This is a genomic window from Acinetobacter variabilis (assembly GCF_000369625.1).
In the GTDB taxonomy this organism is placed as follows: Bacteria; Pseudomonadota; Gammaproteobacteria; order Pseudomonadales; family Moraxellaceae; genus Acinetobacter; species Acinetobacter variabilis.
In genome coordinates this window covers 708319-724641 of sequence record NZ_KB850113.1, presented here as the reverse complement: position 1 = coordinate 724641, position 16323 = coordinate 708319, and the positions used below count along the sequence as shown (strand labels likewise).

Annotated in this window: 12 protein-coding genes; all 12 read left to right on the top strand. The window is 43.0% G+C overall.

The window, feature by feature from the left end; translation table 11 throughout:
* The first annotated feature begins 21 nt into the window (after positions 1–21).
* Positions 22–291, top strand: a complete 270-nt coding sequence (gene fis, locus F897_RS09125) for a DNA-binding transcriptional regulator Fis (protein WP_001086304.1) — start codon at positions 22–24, stop codon at positions 289–291.
* 95 nt (positions 292–386) lie between these two features.
* Positions 387–1961, top strand: a complete 1575-nt coding sequence (purH, locus tag F897_RS09120; protein WP_005235255.1) for a bifunctional phosphoribosylaminoimidazolecarboxamide formyltransferase/IMP cyclohydrolase — start codon at positions 387–389, stop codon at positions 1959–1961.
* A 150-nt stretch (positions 1962–2111) separates the two neighbouring features.
* Positions 2112–3395 (top strand): phosphoribosylamine--glycine ligase, encoded by a 1284-nt coding sequence (purD, locus tag F897_RS09115; protein WP_005235253.1) that lies wholly within the window; start codon positions 2112–2114, stop codon positions 3393–3395.
* 148 nt (positions 3396–3543) lie between these two features.
* The gene (locus tag F897_RS09110) at positions 3544–4062 is read left to right on the top strand and encodes a GNAT family N-acetyltransferase (RefSeq protein WP_082188712.1); all 519 of its coding nucleotides are present in this window, start codon (positions 3544–3546) and stop codon (positions 4060–4062) included.
* Positions 4063–4602: 540 nt separating this feature from the next.
* Positions 4603–5478, top strand: coding sequence for a MetQ/NlpA family ABC transporter substrate-binding protein (locus tag F897_RS09105; protein ID WP_005235248.1), 876 nt, complete (start codon positions 4603–4605; stop codon positions 5476–5478).
* A 72-nt stretch (positions 5479–5550) separates the two neighbouring features.
* A complete protein-coding gene (locus F897_RS09100) occupies positions 5551–6576 on the top strand; it encodes a methionine ABC transporter ATP-binding protein (protein WP_005235247.1) in 1026 nt (341 codons plus the stop codon).
* Positions 6573–7268, top strand: coding sequence for a methionine ABC transporter permease (locus tag F897_RS09095; protein WP_005235246.1), 696 nt, complete (start codon positions 6573–6575; stop codon positions 7266–7268). Before F897_RS09100 ends, F897_RS09095 begins: the two co-directional genes overlap by 4 nt.
* A gap of 584 nt (positions 7269–7852) precedes the next feature.
* Positions 7853–11425 carry a DNA polymerase III subunit alpha gene (dnaE, locus tag F897_RS09090; protein ID WP_005235245.1) on the top strand — a complete coding sequence of 1191 codons (3573 nt, stop codon included), beginning with the start codon at positions 7853–7855 and terminating at the stop codon, positions 11423–11425.
* A gap of 34 nt (positions 11426–11459) precedes the next feature.
* Positions 11460–12308, top strand: coding sequence for an RNA methyltransferase (locus F897_RS09085; protein ID WP_005235244.1), 849 nt, complete (start codon positions 11460–11462; stop codon positions 12306–12308).
* Entirely contained in the window at positions 12308–13117 is an 810-nt protein-coding gene (gene cysE / locus F897_RS09080) for a serine O-acetyltransferase (protein WP_005235243.1), read from the top strand. The genes F897_RS09085 and cysE overlap by 1 nt, the downstream gene beginning before the upstream one ends.
* Positions 13118–13240: 123 nt before the next feature.
* Positions 13241–14191 (top strand): ABUW_2363 family tetratricopeptide repeat lipoprotein, encoded by a 951-nt coding sequence (locus F897_RS09075; protein ID WP_005235242.1) that lies wholly within the window; start codon positions 13241–13243, stop codon positions 14189–14191.
* Between the two features lie 124 nt (positions 14192–14315).
* A complete protein-coding gene (locus F897_RS09070) occupies positions 14316–16322 on the top strand; it encodes an esterase/lipase family protein (protein WP_034170299.1) in 2007 nt (668 codons plus the stop codon).
* Position 16323 lies beyond the last annotated feature (1 nt).

Sequence of the window (16323 nt, the reverse complement as noted above, 5' to 3'; positions counted from 1 at the left end):
TGATTTTTCGGATTAATTCGCATGAATAGCAAATCTCCTATTTTTACTGCACAATCTGATGTCGCTCTTCGTATTCACGTAGATCGCGCAGTTCGCCACTACTTTGCACAACTGCAAGGCGAGCAACCTTCTCAGGTGTACGACATGGTGCTGGCAGAAATGGAGAAGCCTTTATTATCTGTCGTTCTAGAATATACGCGTGGTAATCAGACACGCGCTGCCGAGATTCTCGGACTAAACCGCGGTACTTTACGCAAAAAGTTAAAAGCTCACGGTTTAATGAGTGAATAAATGATAAAATGCTTGCGGCTACCGCAGGCATTTTTTTTTGACTGTTAATTAGCTATTTAGATTTAATCTGTTCCTTGGTAACTGTGACGAAGATCATGACTATTAAACGCGCTTTAATCTCTGTTTCCGATAAAACCGGTATTGTGGAATTTGCACAAGACCTTGCTGCTCTTGGGGTAGAAATTTTATCTACAGGTGGTACATACAAATTGTTGAAAGACAATAATGTCGCTGTAGTAGAAGTTTCGGAGCACACTGGTTTCCCAGAGATGATGGACGGCCGTGTAAAAACACTACATCCGAAAATTCATGGTGGCATTTTGGCTCGTCGTGGTCTAGACGAAGCTGTGATGGCTGAACACAACATCGATGCGATCGATCTTGTCGTTGTTAACCTGTATCCATTTGCTGCAACTGTAGCGAAACCAAACTGTTCACTGGCTGATGCGATTGAAAATATCGACATCGGTGGTCCAACAATGGTTCGTGCTGCTGCGAAAAACCACGCATCTGTTGGTATCGTGGTAAATGCTGCTGACTATACGACTGTGATTGCTGAGCTTAAAGCTGAGGGTGCTTTATCTTATGCAACGCGTTTTGACCTTGCTGTTAAAGCATTCGAACACACTGCTCAATATGACGGTATGATCGCATCTTACCTAGGCGCTCGCGTAGGTAAAGAAGAAGGTCAGGCAGATAAATTTGCGCGTACTTTCAATACTCAATTAAACAAAGCTCAAGACTTACGTTACGGTGAAAACCCGCACCAGTCTGCTGCGTTCTATGTTGACCCTGCTGCGAAAGAAGCTTCTGTTGCGACTGCTAAGCAGTTACAAGGTAAAGAACTCTCATATAACAACATCGCGGATACTGATGCTGCACTTGAATGCGTTAAATCATTCGCGAAACCTGCTTGTGTGATCGTAAAACACGCGAACCCATGTGGTGTTGCAGTATCTCTAGACGGCATCAAAGCCGCTTATGATCTTGCTTATGCAACTGACCCAGAATCTGCATTTGGCGGCATCATTGCGTTCAACCGTGAATTAGACGTTGCAACTGCGCAAGCAATTGTGGATCGTCAATTCGTTGAAGTGATCATTGCACCAAGTATCGCTGACGGCGTACTTGAAGTGACTGACGCGAAGAAAAACGTACGTGTACTCGTATGTGGCGAACTTCCAGCGATTAATGAACGTGCTCCACAGCTTGACTACAAACGTGTAAACGGTGGTTTACTGGTTCAAGATCAAGACTTGGGCATGATCACGAAAGATGACCTTAAAGTAGTGACTAAGCGTGCTCCAACTGAACAAGAAATCGATGACATGATCTTTGCTTGGAAAGTTGCGAAATACGTGAAATCAAACGCGATTGTTTATGCGAAAAACCGTCAAACTATTGGTGTGGGCGCAGGTCAAATGAGCCGTGTAAACTCAGCTCGTATTGCTGCGATCAAAGCTGAACACGCTGGTTTAGTGGTTGAAGGTGCAGTTATGGCATCTGATGCCTTCTTCCCATTCCGTGACGGTATCGACAACGCGGCTAAAGCCGGCATCAAATGCATTATCCAACCAGGTGGTTCAATGCGTGACGAAGAAACAATTGCTGCAGCGGATGAAGCTGGTATTGCAATGGTATTCACTGGCATGCGTCATTTCCGCCACTAATTAATTATAAGTTGTATTTATTAATCCCCCTAAATCCCCCTTTATAAAAAGGGGGACTTTTCGCGCATATAGAGGAAGTCTTTATTTCGCGATTCCCCTCCCTTTCGTAAAGGGAGGTTGGGAGGGATTCAATTTTGAGGGATTTTTTAAATGAATATTCTGGTTTTAGGTAGTGGCGGCCGTGAACATGCGCTTGCATGGAAAATCGCACAAGACGATCAAGTGGCAAAAGTATTTGTTGCACCGGGCAATGCAGGCACCGCAACTGAAAATAAATGTGAAAATGTCGCTTTGGACATTCTCGACAATCCTGCCATCATTGATTTTGCGAAAAATAATGCAGTTGAAATGATTATTGTGGGTCCTGAAGCACCGCTTGTGAATGGTGTGGTTGATGCTTGCCGCGAAGCAGGCGTGAAAATTTGGGGTCCAACTCAATTTGCTGCTCAGCTGGAAGGCTCTAAAGCATTCGCTAAGCACTTCTTAAAACGCCATAACATTCCAACAGCTTTCTACGATGTATTTACCGAAGTAGATGCAGCGAAAGCCTTTGTAGAGAAAAATGGTGCACCAATCGTGATCAAGGCTGATGGTCTTGCTGCAGGTAAAGGCGTGATTGTTGCCATGACCAATCAAGAAGCATTTGATGCGATTGATGACATGCTGGCTGGCAACAAATTTGGCGATGCCGGTTCTCGCGTAGTCATTGAAGAATTCCTTGCTGGTGAAGAAGCCTCTTTCATTTGTATGATTGATGGTGACAACATCCTGCCAATGGCGACATCTCAAGATCATAAACGTATTTTTGAAGGCGACCAAGGTCCAAATACTGGCGGTATGGGTGCTTACTCTCCTGCTCCTGTTGTGACTGCTGGCGTATTTGAAAAAACTATTAATGAAGTGATGCGCCCGACTGTTGAAGGCATGAAAAAAGATGGTCAAGTATACATAGGTTTCTTGTATGCAGGTCTGATGATTGACGATAAAGGTCAACCAAAAGTAATCGAGTTCAACTGTCGTTTTGGTGATCCTGAAACTCAACCGATCATGATGCGCTTAAAATCATCTTTGGTAGATTTGGTTCAAGCAGGTCTTGAAGGCAATCTTCCTGCAGAAGCTGAATGGGATGAGCGTAAAACTGTCGGTATCGTACTGGCATCTAAAGGCTACCCTGAAACTTCTAGCAATGGCGATGTGATTTCAGGTCTAGATACTGAAATGACTGATGCCAAAGTATTCCATGCAAGCACCAAAGCCAATGAAAATGGTGATATTGTCACTGCTGGCGGTCGTGTACTTTGTGTGACTGCTTTGGGTAACACCATTGGTGAAGCACAAGCGAAAGCATTAGAGCTTTGTGAAAAAGTAACATTCGACGGCGTTCAATACCGTAAAGATATTGGTTACCGTGCAATTGCGCGTGAAAATGCTTAATCTATATTTAGATTAAATAAAAACCCCGCTGAATGCGGGGTTTTTTTATAGTGAAGAATTTCAACTTTACTCATGCTTGGCTTTATAGTTTTATAAATAGCTAGATCACTAAACTCCATTTTTAGAAATGTTAGAAACATAACGCCTCATCCTTCGACCTTGGCAAGCATCGGACTATCCAGCTTTTATTGCTATGGGGCAAAATCCTGAAGTTATGCGTTATTTTCCCAGCCTACTGACACCTGAACAAAGTCTACAATTTATTGAAAAAGTAACTAAACAGATTGATCAGTATGGTTGGGGTTTATGGGCAGTTGAGCTAAAAGAGCCTAAAGAATTTATTGGCTTTATTGGCCTGCAACCGCAGCCTGATCTGTTTGAGTTTATACCCTGTGTTGAAATTGGCTGGCGTCTTGCCAAAAAATATTGGCATCGAGGTTATGCCACTGAAGGTGCTCGCGCAGTATTGGATTACGCATTCAATACTTTAGGTTTGAATAAAGTTGTATCTTTCACTGTCACAGTCAATACACCATCCGAAGCGGTGATGAAAAAGATAGGCATGGTAAAGACTCAAGAATTTCAGCATCCACGCTTGCCTAAGGATCATCCTTTATGTTGGTATGTATTGTATGAAATTAATCAAAGCAATTATTCAAGTAAATAAGGGTTGACTTAAACCTTCCTTAACCATTCATTAAAAAAGATTTTTCAGTAGCTCAATGAGCTAGTAGATTTACCTATGTTTATTCATTTTTATGATTTCTATTGGATAAAATCTTATAAAGATCAATCTTTAAGCGATATGTAATTCTGATTTATCTTCAATAAAAATAATATATTGTATTCATTAATATTTTAATCATTTTCATCTAATATATATTCTATTAAATAGATAAGTAGATAGTTTTTATCCACTATATCGAATAAATAATAATTGCTATGATTGCGCCCATTCAGAGTACTAAATTTGACTATATCTTTTATAAAATCTCTATTTACTCTCTCCAAATAGAAAACCGATATAGTGGTTTGGTGAACTCTGACCCGATCGAATTAACGTGAACTGTTGCAGTACATTTGCATTTTCTCTGCCGGAGCCACATGCGACATCGATCTAGAGTCAGATGAAAGTGTAATAAAACTCCACTTTAACATGACCTTAAAATGCATATACTTTAGGCAACACGAGAATTAGGATATCTTTATGAAAAAGCTACTTGGCGTTTTACTCAGTGCATCTGTATTGACTTTAACTGCATGCGGAAAACAAGAAGCCCCTGCAACGGATGCAGCACAAAACAAAGATTCAGGTGAACTTCAAACAGTTACTATGGCATCCACTGGTTCAGATGCTGACGTATGGCGCTACATTTCAACTTTGCCTGAAACTAAACAAGCCGGCATCAAACTTGATGTGAAAAACTTCACTGATTATGTTGCGATGAACACTGCGGTTGCCAACAAAGAAATTGATGTTAACGCATTCCAGTCTTATGCCTATATGGTGGCTTATAACGACGCCAATACTCAAAAGATCGCTCCACTTTCTACGACTTATCTTGAGCCAATGGGGATTTACTCAAGCAAAGTGAAAAAAGTTGAAGAGTTTAAGCAAGGTGCGACAATTGCTATTCCTAACGATGGCGCGAATGAATCACGTGCATTGTTACTTTTACAATCTGCGGGTCTGGTAAAACTTAAACCAAACTTTGACCTGGTAAAAGGTACGCCTGCTGACATCACTGAAAATGCGAAACAGATTGTCATCAAGCCAATTCAAATGGCGACTGCAGTCCGTGTGAAAGATGAAGTCGATGCGATTGTTCTAGGTAATACTTTGGCAATGGAAGGTGGTCTGAACGTATTGAAAGATGCGATCTATTACGAAGCGATTGATCAAAGTACTAAAATGAATGTTAACATTTTAGCTGTCGCTGCTGACCGTCAAAATGATCCTGTACTTCAAAAAGTTGGCCAGTTGTATCATACTCCTGCTGTGAAAGCCTATGTTGATGAACACTTCGGTGGTACTAAAGTTGCTGTAAATAAACCAGTGACTTATTTAACCGAAGAAAAGTAATACAATAATCAATATTCAGAACAGGCAAGATTTCTTGCCTGTTTTTTTATTCGTGATGCAGTATTTGACACTATGATTGAATTTAAAGACATCTCCAAACAGTATGAGCTCAAGGGTCAAACCTTACGTGCCTTGAATCGGATTAATTTACAGATTCCAACCGGCAGTATCTTTGGCATTATTGGCTATAGTGGTGCCGGTAAAAGTACCCTGATCCGCCTAATTAATCTGCTTGAACGCCCTACTTCTGGTCAGGTGATTATCAATGGCACGGACTTTACTGCTTTGGATGCCAAATCATTGCGTCAGGAACGTACCCAGATCGGCATGATTTTCCAGCACTTTAACCTGATGCAGACCAAAACTGTGGCTGCCAATATTGAAATGCCAATGAAACTGCTTGGCTGGAGTAAAGCTGAACGGGAAAAGCGTCTTGAAGAATTGCTGGACTTTATTGATTTAAAACATAAACGCAATGCTTTTCCAGATGAACTTTCTGGCGGTCAGAAGCAGCGTGTCGGTATTGCCCGTGCCTTAGCGAATCATCCAAAGATCTTGTTGTGTGATGAAGCAACCTCAGCACTCGATCCGCAAACCACCAAGTCTGTACTGCAACTGCTGAAACGCATTAATCAGGAACAAGGCATTACCATTGTCATGGTCACCCATGAAATGGATGTGATCGAAACCGTGTGCGATTATGTGGCCGTGATGGAAAAAGGTGATGTGATTGAAACCGGTTCTACCCTGCAGATCTTTAGTCAACCTCAGCATCCAACGACGAAAAACTTCATTCAAACTGTACTCCAGCAGAACTTGCCAGTAAATATTCTGGCGAATCTGGAAAATCAGAATCATCACAGTATTTATTGTTTAAAATTCCTGGGCAGCTCAGCGCAGGAAACCGTGATTCAGGGTGTAATTAAACAGTTTGATATCAGTTTAAATATCCTGTTTGCCAATATGACTGAAATTAATGGTTCGGTGATTGGACAGATGTTTATCCAGCTTCTCGGCGATCCTGCACAAATTACAGCTGCAATACAATATCTCAGAGATAACGGCGTACAGGTAGATCAAGCAGGAGTACAGGAATGAGAGACTTAATTGTACAGTGGCTTACTACAATCACTGCGCCTTTCTGGAAAAGCTCGCTGTCAATGGACCAGTTCGTGACCGCACTTCAAGAAACCTTCCATATGGTGTTCTTTGCGATGTTGTTTGGCTGTATCTGGGGCTTCACTCAGGCGATCATTTTACTCGTCACTCGTCCAAACGGGATTCTGCCAAACCGTGTGATTTACCATGCTCTAAACCCGATCGTAAATGCCCTACGCTCTCTACCATTTATTATCCTGTTGATTGCTGTTATTCCCCTGACTAAATTCTTGGTCGGTACTTCTATCGGTACGTGGGCAGCGATTGTTCCGCTGACCATTTATGTGGGTCCTTATATCGGCCGTCTGGTAGAAACCTCTCTGCTGGAAGTGAATGAAGGCATTATCGAATCTGCTCAAGCCATGGGTGCAACACCGATGCAGATTATCTTTAAATTTATTCTGCCGGAAGCACGTAGCTCACTAATTTTGAATCTAACCACAGCAACCATCAGCCTGATTGGTGCAACAGCGATGGCTGGAGCAGTTGGTGCTGGTGGTATTGGTGACTTAGCGATCTCTTATGGTTATCAGCGTTTTGATACCTCTGTCGTGATTATGACTGTAATTGTCTTGTTGATTCTGGTGCAGATTGTACAAAGTGTCGGTGACTGGTTATCTCGACTTCGTTAAGCTAAATTCCTAAGTAAGTAAAGCCCTCTTTTTGAGGGTTTTATTTTATCTACTAAGCAAATGATCTTACATTACAAATCCACCTTAACAGCTCTTTATTCAAATTCCACTAAGCACTAACTATAAAGAATGGTGACAGGATGTCACCCGTTGAGCTGTGGCACATGGACGTGCCATCAGATTAACAAAGGGGTTTTGTTACTTTTGGCTCGTCACTCGTCAAAAGTAAGGCACAAACACTACAAAGTTAAAATTGAATAAAATACTGAAATTCGATTTTTCCAATAACTTCATGACAAAGCTTATTAGCACTTGAAATTCTTCTTTTACTTTTGAAAGATCAAAAGTAACAAAAATCTTTTTTTGGCTTGATAATACTTCCCTGTATCACAAGCCAAAGGCGACATCCATGTCGCCTACTACAAATTCAATTTGGGTGCGTAGTTCTATTCCGATAAAATTATAAACATGACTTTAAGTCAATTCTAATTCACAATCTAAAAGTTCAGCATTTCCCCTCAATTTCAAACTGAAACAATAAATCCCGTGCTAAACTATCGAGTGGTTTTTGCAGGGACTCATTTATGCACTTTGTTCATCTTGGTATTCATACAGAATTTTCGATTACTGAATCCATCGTACGTATACCTGACTTGGTCAAAGCAGCCGCAAATGACGAGATGCCAGCACTTGCGCTGACTGATTTATCCAATCTACATGCTGCTGTTAAATTCTATAAAAAATGTCTAGATAAAGGCATCAAACCGATTCTCGGTTCTGAAATCCGCCTGAATGATGCCGAGCATCGGGTCACCCTGCTTTCCATGACCAACAAAGGCTGGCGCAACCTGACCGAACTGGTCTCTGAAGGTTATATCCGCGGCCAGCAACTGGATATTCCCTGCGTACAGAAAGATTGGATCTTAAACCAGCACGATGACATGATCGTATTGCTCAGTATGCAGTCCGATGTCGGCAAAATGCTGATTACTTCAAATCCCGATAAAGCTGAACCGCTACTGCAAGAATGGGTAGAGAAATTTGGAAATCGTGTTTATCTCGCCCTCACCCGCACTGGCCGTGCTAATGAAGATACTTTCATTGAAGAAGCGGTAAAGCTCGCAAAGAAATATAATATTGGTGTAGTTGCACATAATGATGTGCATTTTATTGCACGCGAAGACTTTGAAGCACATGAAGCGCGTGTCTGTATCGCAGATGGTTATGTGCTTGGTGATAATCGCCGTCCTAAAACCTATAGCCCTGAGCAATATTTTAAAAGCTCAACAGAAATGGCGGAACTGTTTAGCGATATTCCAACCGCGATTGAAAACACCTTCCATATCGCAAAACGTTGTAATGTCACCCTACGTTTAGGTTTCAACGATCTACCAGATTATCCAATTCCTGAAGGCCATACTATTGACACCTACTTCGCACATTTATGTGAAGAAGGTTTAGAAGAACGCCTGAACTTCCTGTACCCACCAGAAAAACGTGAAGAAGATTGGCCTATAATCCGTCAGCCTTATGATGAACGTCTGGCCTTTGAGATCAAGATTATTCTGGATATGGGCTTCCCAGGGTACTTCTTGATCGTCATGGACTTCATTCAATGGTCCAAAGGAAATGGCGTACCGGTAGGTCCGGGCCGTGGTTCAGGTGCGGGTTCCCTCGTAGCCTATAGTTTGAAAATTACCGATCTTGATCCTCTGCGCTATGACCTGCTGTTCGAACGTTTCTTGAACCCGGAACGTGTTTCGATGCCCGACTTTGACGTCGATTTCTGTATCGCTGGTCGTGACCGCGTAATTGACTATGTGGCACAGACTTATGGTCGTGATGCGGTATCGCAAATTGCGACTTTCGGTACCATGGCAGCGAAAGGTGCGATTCGAGATGTAGCCCGTGTCCTCGGTAAATCTTATGGTCTGGCTGATCGTATTTCCAAACTGATTCCCACCAAGCCTTTGGGTTTAAGTCTGGAAGAATCGTTAGAAGCCGAACCCCAACTGAAAGATATCGTCACCAATCCATCAAATCCAGATTATGACGATGCCTCAGAAATCTGGGAAATGGCACTCAAGCTTGAAGGCATTACCCGTAATACTGGTAAACATGCCGGTGGTGTAGTGATTGCACCGACCAAACTGACCGACTATTCAGCCGTGATGTGTGATGCGGATGGTACAGCACGTGTTGCTCAATTTGATAAGGATGATGTCGAAGCTGCCGGTCTAGTGAAATTCGACTTCTTAGGTCTACGTAACCTGACCGTTATTGAAGATGCCATCAAGCACATCAATGCACGCCCAGACGTGACCGAACCGGTGAATATTTCCTATATTCCGCTGGATGATAAACCTGCCTATAACATCTTCGCGACGGCGAATACCACCGCGGTATTCCAGTTTGAATCCGTCGGCATGAAAAAGATGTTGAAGGAAGCACGTCCTAGCAAGTTCGAAGAAATTATCGCCTTCGTATCGTTATATCGTCCGGGTCCAATGGATCTGATTCCTGACTTTATCCATCGTATGCATGGTGGCGAGTTTGAATACCTGCATCCATTACTGGAAAAGGTATTAGAGCCGACTTACGGGATCATGGTCTACCAAGAACAGGTAATGCAGTCGGCACAGTTCTGTGCCGGCTATAGCTTGGGTGGTGCGGACTTACTTCGTCGTGCGATGGGTAAGAAAAAACCTGAAGAAATGATCAAGCAGCGTAAGATCTTCATTGAAGGTGCTGCGAAAAAAGATATCGATGAAGCAACGGCGAACCATATCTTCGACTATATGGAAAAATTCGCAGGCTATGGCTTTAACAAATCGCATGCTGCAGCCTATGCACTTGTCGCCTATCAAACAGCTTGGTTGAAAGCGCATTATCCTGCTGAATTCATGTCAGCGGTGATGACCTCGGAAATGCAGAACACTGATAACGTGGTGTTCCTGATTGATGATTGCCGTCATAACGGACTGGAAGTATTACCACCATCGGTGAATATGTCGATTTACCAGTTCCATGCCAGTGATCCAAAAACTATTGTGTATGGTTTAGGTGCGATTAAAGGCGTGGGTGAAGCGGCAATGCAGTCAGTGATTGAATCACGTCAGAAAGAAGGTCCTTATAAAGACCTGTTTGACTTCTGTCACCGTATCGACCTGAAAAAAATCAATAAACGTACGCTCGAAGCCCTGATCCGTGCTGGTGCACTGGATTGCTTGAGCATTGAACGCGCTGATTTAATGGCACAGCTTCCTGAAGCAGTACAGGCTGCAGATCAGGCCCGTCAGAACCGTGAAACCGGGATCATGGATCTATTTGGTGAAGTTGAAGAAGTTCAGCGTAAACCGGCCAAACCGGTGAAACCTTGGTCTGATGAAGTCCGTCTCAAAGGTGAAAAAGATACACTCGGCCTATATCTAACGGGTCACCCAATTGATGTATATCGTAATGAGCTAAAAGCATTCGTACCTTGTCAGATCAATGAATTAACCCCGACCCGTCGTGGTGTAACGACTGTGTTTGCTGGTCTGGTAGTCGATGTCGCTAACTTCCCGAACCGGATGATGGTGACATTAGATGATGGTACGGCACGTATCGAAATCTCCACCAACCATGAACGCTTCCAGCGCTTTAAAGACATCGTTCAGGTTGATAAAGTGGTGGTGATTGAAGGTGAAATTTACGAGCGTGAAGGTTTTGATCGCCCACTCAGTCGTTTGACCAAAGCCTTTAGCCTGAATGAAATCCGTCAGAAACGTGCTAACAGCATCAAGATTACCTTGCAAGCTGAACATTACAGCAAAACCCTCAGCCGTGACTTGCAGCAAATTCTGATGCCATATACCAATGTGGATATGAGCACGCATATTCCAGTAATTCTGTATCTGGATTATGGCTATGCCACGGCTGAACTGCATCTGGGCTTAAGCTGGAAAGTTGCACCACTGGATGATCTTCTCGCCAAGCTGCGTGACTATTTTGGCAAGACTGCGCTCTATATCGAGTATCAGGTGAAGTCTAAAGCTGCACGTGCCGTATCTTATGAAGAAGCTAAGCCAGTTGAGGTTCCGCCTCCACCTTCAGATATGATTATGGACGATGCTCTGGCACAATATGAAGCCGAGTCTCAACCGCAGTATTCATAATCTCCCATTCTAATATATCCAAACTGGAATCATCATGAGTCAAATTGACAATGCTGCTGTTTCAGCACATCTCTCCCATGTGCGTATTGTCATGGTTAATACCACCCTGCCTGCCAATATTGGTAGTGCCTTACGTGCCATGAAAACCATGGGCCTGTGCAAACTGGTTTTGGTTGCACCAAAAACCTACCCGCATCCAGATATTGATGCGCTGGCTGCAGGTGCAGCCGATCTGATCGAACAGATTGAAATCGTAGAAACGCTAGAAGAAGCTATTAAAGATTGCCAGATCGTCTTTGGTACCAGTGCGCGTAGTCGCACTATTCCATGGCCTTTACTTGATGTACGTCCAGCCGCAGAAAAAGCCCTGTCTGCGGTCGTGCGAGAGCAACAGGAAATTGCGATTCTGTTTGGCCGTGAAGACCGTGGTCTGACCAATGAAGAACTGGCGATGGCGAATTATCACTTAACCATTCCTGTGAATACGGATTACGGCGTATTGAATGTCGCTCAAGCCATTCAGGTGATCTGCTATGAGTTACGTATGGCGGCACTGGATCAGGTTGAACACCCACGTGATCCAAAAGCCACCATGCAAGTCATTGATGGCATTGAAATGGAGTGGGATGAACCGCTGGTGACCCATGAACAGATGGAACAGTTCTACCCGCATCTGGAAAAAATGCTGGCAGAAATTGAATTTATGGACCCAAAAAACCCACGATTACTTCCTTTACGCTTGCGTCGCCTTTTCGGACGTATACAATTAGATCGTATGGAATATCACTTACTTCGTGGTATTTTCACTCGTGTTCAGGCACTGAATAACGGCACCTGGAAAAAATCTTCCCATACATCACAACAGGATGAGGATCAAAACTAATGCTAAAACAGCTCAAAGAAGATATCCAAGCTGTCTTTGCGCGCGATCCTGCAGCACGCAATACCTTAGAAGTCTTAACCACCTACCCTGGCATTCATGCACTAATTATGCATCGCATGGCACATGAGCTATGGAAAAAAGACTGTAAAGGTACAGCGCGTGTTTTGTCCTCTTTTAGCCGTTTTGCAACAGGTATCGAAATTCATCCGGGCGCCAAGATTGGTAAACGTTTTTTCATTGATCACGGCATGGGCGTTGTGATTGGTGAAACTGCGGAAATTGGCGATGATGTCACCCTGTATCATGGTGTGACTTTGGGTGGTACAACCTGGAATAAAGGCAAACGTCACCCGACTCTGGAAGATGGTGTTGTGGTTGGTGCAGGTGCCAAAATCCTGGGTCCATTCACGGTAGGTAAAAATGCCAAGGTCGGTTCCAATGCTGTGGTTACCAAAGCAGTTCCGCCGAATACCACAGCGGTTGGCAACCCAGCGCGCTTTATCATAAAAGATCAGCCAAAAGATGATGCTGAAGCACGTCGTCGTGATTATGCCGAAAGTATTGGCTTCCAGCCTTATGCAACTACACAGGATCAGACAGACCCGATTCTGGAAGGCATGCGTGTTCTACTTGACCGTATTCAACAAAATGAAAAACGCATGAATACGCTGTGCAACCGCCTGTCTTTGCTTGACCCGACTTTCAAGAAAAACCAGTTAAATGAACAGCCATTTAGCAAAGAAGAACTTAAAATTCTGGAAGATGCGCGCCGTGAGTGCGAAGCACAAACCAGTCAGTCCAAGGCCTGACTGTAAATCGTAATTCTTTTGTAACACGCATTTGCTTGCATGATCGCAGCACTTTTCATAGACTGACGATCATGCATTTTTTTGAATAGATGTTTTAAAAAATAACATAAATGGACGGATATTATGACCTTGAAGCCCTTAGCAATTTCTTGCTTAGCTTTTACCATAACGGCGTGCTCTATGGCACCGATATCAAGCAAACAAGAACAGAAACCAGCTGATCAGGTAGTTTTTGTTGAACCTGAAATTACTCCGCCATTTTATGCTTTAAACCCGTTTAACTATAACGAACCACCTCCATTTGAAGTTCATTTGCAAAAGGCCGCTGCGCAGCCAGTGACAAAAATGGTGGTGACTGATCCTAAAGATCCGTCTAAACAGTTAACCCTAGATGTAAACAAGCTGATTATCCCGATGGTGGATAGCAATACACGCAGTATGCGTTATGCAGCACTTGCCAATGAAAATGAAATCGACATTACCGAAATCGATGATTTCTTGCAGATGGTAGAAGGTAAAGCGCGTCATTATCCACCTCGTTTTAGCGACCGTCAGGAACGCCGTGGTTTTGAAGCAAAGCTTCGCGAAGTTTCTCAACAGCTAGATACTCTAGCTTCACGTCCAAATGCTTCATTTGATGTATTAATGCGTGCATTTAAGGCCAGCGTGATGGCACGTAATCTTGATTTAGGTTCTATCTATACCACCAAGTCAATGACCTATGCACAGCGCATTCTTCGTATCAACCAGGATGATGCTGAAGCAAACTTCTGGTTTGGCTTTGGTCTGTCTGAAGGTGGCGGTCATCGTGAAGCGATTCAGTATTTGGACAAGGCAATGCAGGCGGGTGTTCAGGAAGCTTATTTATCTGCGGCAAATAACTACATTGCCATGGAGAATAAAAAGAATGCTGTTCAGGTTCTGAATAATTACAAAATTAAATACCCGCAAGAAGCTGAAGTCGCTGATCGTCTGATTCAGGAAATTGAAAAACAGGGTCGCTGGAACGTATGGCAAGTCATGCAAACAGCCGCTCCTGCACCAACAACCCCGGCGCCTACACCAGCACGATAAGCTATATTTCAGATTCATAATATTACAAATAGACCGCTCCGGCGGTCTATTTTTATGGGAAAAAATTAGTAAAATACAAAGCATTATCAAGCTTTATAATTTTAAATGAGTGTTCAAAGTCTTTATGCACGAGAAAATAAATAAGATAGCATTACTTTGCACTGTACTCATGACAGCCTTACTCAGTGGCTGTCAGGTGGTGAGTGTTAAAGAGCAGGCTATTAATGTCACCATCAATAATGAACGCGATAGCATTCTTACACGCGATAAGTTGAGTGAAGCCAGTCTGAATGTCCTGTCCATGACCGGACGTGAAGCACAAGTCTGTGAAGATAATCCAGAAGAATGTGTGAAAGAGCTACAAGAAATTCCACAGATTCTGGATGAGCAATTACTTTCCACATCGAGTGAATTATATCTAGCTAAATCACTACAGCTGGGTAAATCGGCTGAATGTAAAACCAGTGCTCTGGCTAAAACCCGATCTGAAGAAAAACAGCAACTGCAAACCCAGAACCTGCAAAAATGTCAGGAACAGCAGTTACAAATGCTGGATAAAAGTATCCGCTACAGTTATGCCTATCTGTTCCAGACTGAACGTGCGCCCCAAGACCGGATTTTCGACAACCGACAAGTTCAGATTCGTGACTTTTATAACCTGGCGATTGCTCATTTAATCCAGATCTACGCGGAACGTTATAAAACCAAAGAAACCGGACAACGTCTACAGGTTGGCAACAGTGTCTATAGCATTAATCTGGACGATTTCCCCCAGCTCAAGAATCAGTCGATTGAACAGTTAATGTCGACCTATAACATGAACTTCTCTGGTCTGCGCTCGATTACCCGTCGTGACGGTTTCGGCTCTGAGTTTCTGGTGGTTTTGCCGGAAGAAAAAATTTCCAAAAAAGATAAAAAATATCTGGTTGATCCACTAAATTACCAATATCAAAATGGCGTAAATCCTTTTATTCATTCAGCACGTTATCTGGCAACCACAATTACTGCCATTCCAGAATCAGCGAACTCTGTAGAACAGATCCTAAATAACAGCAACTTCCATTTAAAACTTTATGACCCGTATAAATATGACAAGATTAAAGTTGCCAATAAGGAATATACTTTAGCTGCAAATTTTTCAGCGCCTTATGGCTTATGGCTGGCAGAAAATAACCTGGGACGTGCAGCCTATCTGACACTGATCAATCGTGACGATAATCTGGTCATGCCTCATCTATTTATGCTGGAACCTTATAATCCAAATAAAAAGGTTTTAGTGCTGATTCATGGTTTGGCCAGCAGCCCGGAAGCCTGGATTCGTTTAACGAATGATATTATGGGTGATCCGGTCTTAAGAGAAAATTTCCAGGTGTGGCAGGTCTTCTACTCAACCAACATGCCTATTCTGGAAAGCCGTTTCCAGATTAATGCGCTGCTTCAACAAGGTTTCGCGCGTATTAGTAATAATGCACCAGCCAAAAAAGAAGCTGTACTGGTTGGACACAGTATGGGCGGTGTCATTGCCCGTCTATTGGTAAGTGATGCAGATATTACCGAGCCCGCTTTTAATATTGTAAAAAATTCGAAGCTGACCAAGTTCCGGGACAATCCGCTCTTTAAAGCGCGCTTGAAAATGCAGCCGGTTCCGAATTTCAGTCGTGCTATTTTCCTGGCAGCACCGCATAAAGGGACCGATTATGCAGATCGCTGGCATACCAAATTGGCACGTAAAATTATTCGTGTTCCGAGTGCCTTTTTGGGCGCATTTGCCGACACAGTCCAAGGTGAAATTGGCTTAAGTGATTTTCTACATGAAGTCGGTCGTGACCTGATTCAAAATGGGCCGAGTGACCTTAGTAAAAAATCAAAATTCACGGCATTGACTAAAGATATTAATCCTGCACCGGGATTCAAATTTCACTCGATTATTGGCAATAATACAGATAGTGATGATGAAAATATCATGACTGATGATGTCGTTGCTTATCAGAGTGCATATCTTGAAGGTGCGGCTTCCAATAAAATTATCAAAGGTGGACATTCCGTTCAGGAAACGCCTGAGGCTGTACTGGAACTCCGCCGCCTTCTCAGATTACATCTGGTCGACTTAGGATTGTATGACCCTGATTAAA

What these genes read in the sequence shown, in the direction of transcription:
- purD (WP_005235253.1), top strand. Translation starts at nt 2,112, where the DNA reads ATGAATATTCTGGTTTTAGGTAGTGGCGGCCGTGAACATGCGCTTGCA.
- cysE (WP_005235243.1), top strand. Translation starts at nt 12,308, where the DNA reads ATGCTAAAACAGCTCAAAGAAGATATCCAAGCTGTCTTTGCGCGCGAT.
- purH (WP_005235255.1), top strand. Translation starts at nt 387, where the DNA reads ATGACTATTAAACGCGCTTTAATCTCTGTTTCCGATAAAACCGGTATT.
- F897_RS09105 (WP_005235248.1), top strand. Translation starts at nt 4,603, where the DNA reads ATGAAAAAGCTACTTGGCGTTTTACTCAGTGCATCTGTATTGACTTTA.
- dnaE (WP_005235245.1), top strand. Translation starts at nt 7,853, where the DNA reads ATGCACTTTGTTCATCTTGGTATTCATACAGAATTTTCGATTACTGAA.
- F897_RS09070 (WP_034170299.1), top strand. Translation starts at nt 14,316, where the DNA reads ATGCACGAGAAAATAAATAAGATAGCATTACTTTGCACTGTACTCATG.
- F897_RS09085 (WP_005235244.1), top strand. Translation starts at nt 11,460, where the DNA reads ATGAGTCAAATTGACAATGCTGCTGTTTCAGCACATCTCTCCCATGTG.
- F897_RS09100 (WP_005235247.1), top strand. Translation starts at nt 5,551, where the DNA reads ATGATTGAATTTAAAGACATCTCCAAACAGTATGAGCTCAAGGGTCAA.
- F897_RS09095 (WP_005235246.1), top strand. Translation starts at nt 6,573, where the DNA reads ATGAGAGACTTAATTGTACAGTGGCTTACTACAATCACTGCGCCTTTC.
- F897_RS09075 (WP_005235242.1), top strand. Translation starts at nt 13,241, where the DNA reads ATGACCTTGAAGCCCTTAGCAATTTCTTGCTTAGCTTTTACCATAACG.
- fis (WP_001086304.1), top strand. Translation starts at nt 22, where the DNA reads ATGAATAGCAAATCTCCTATTTTTACTGCACAATCTGATGTCGCTCTT.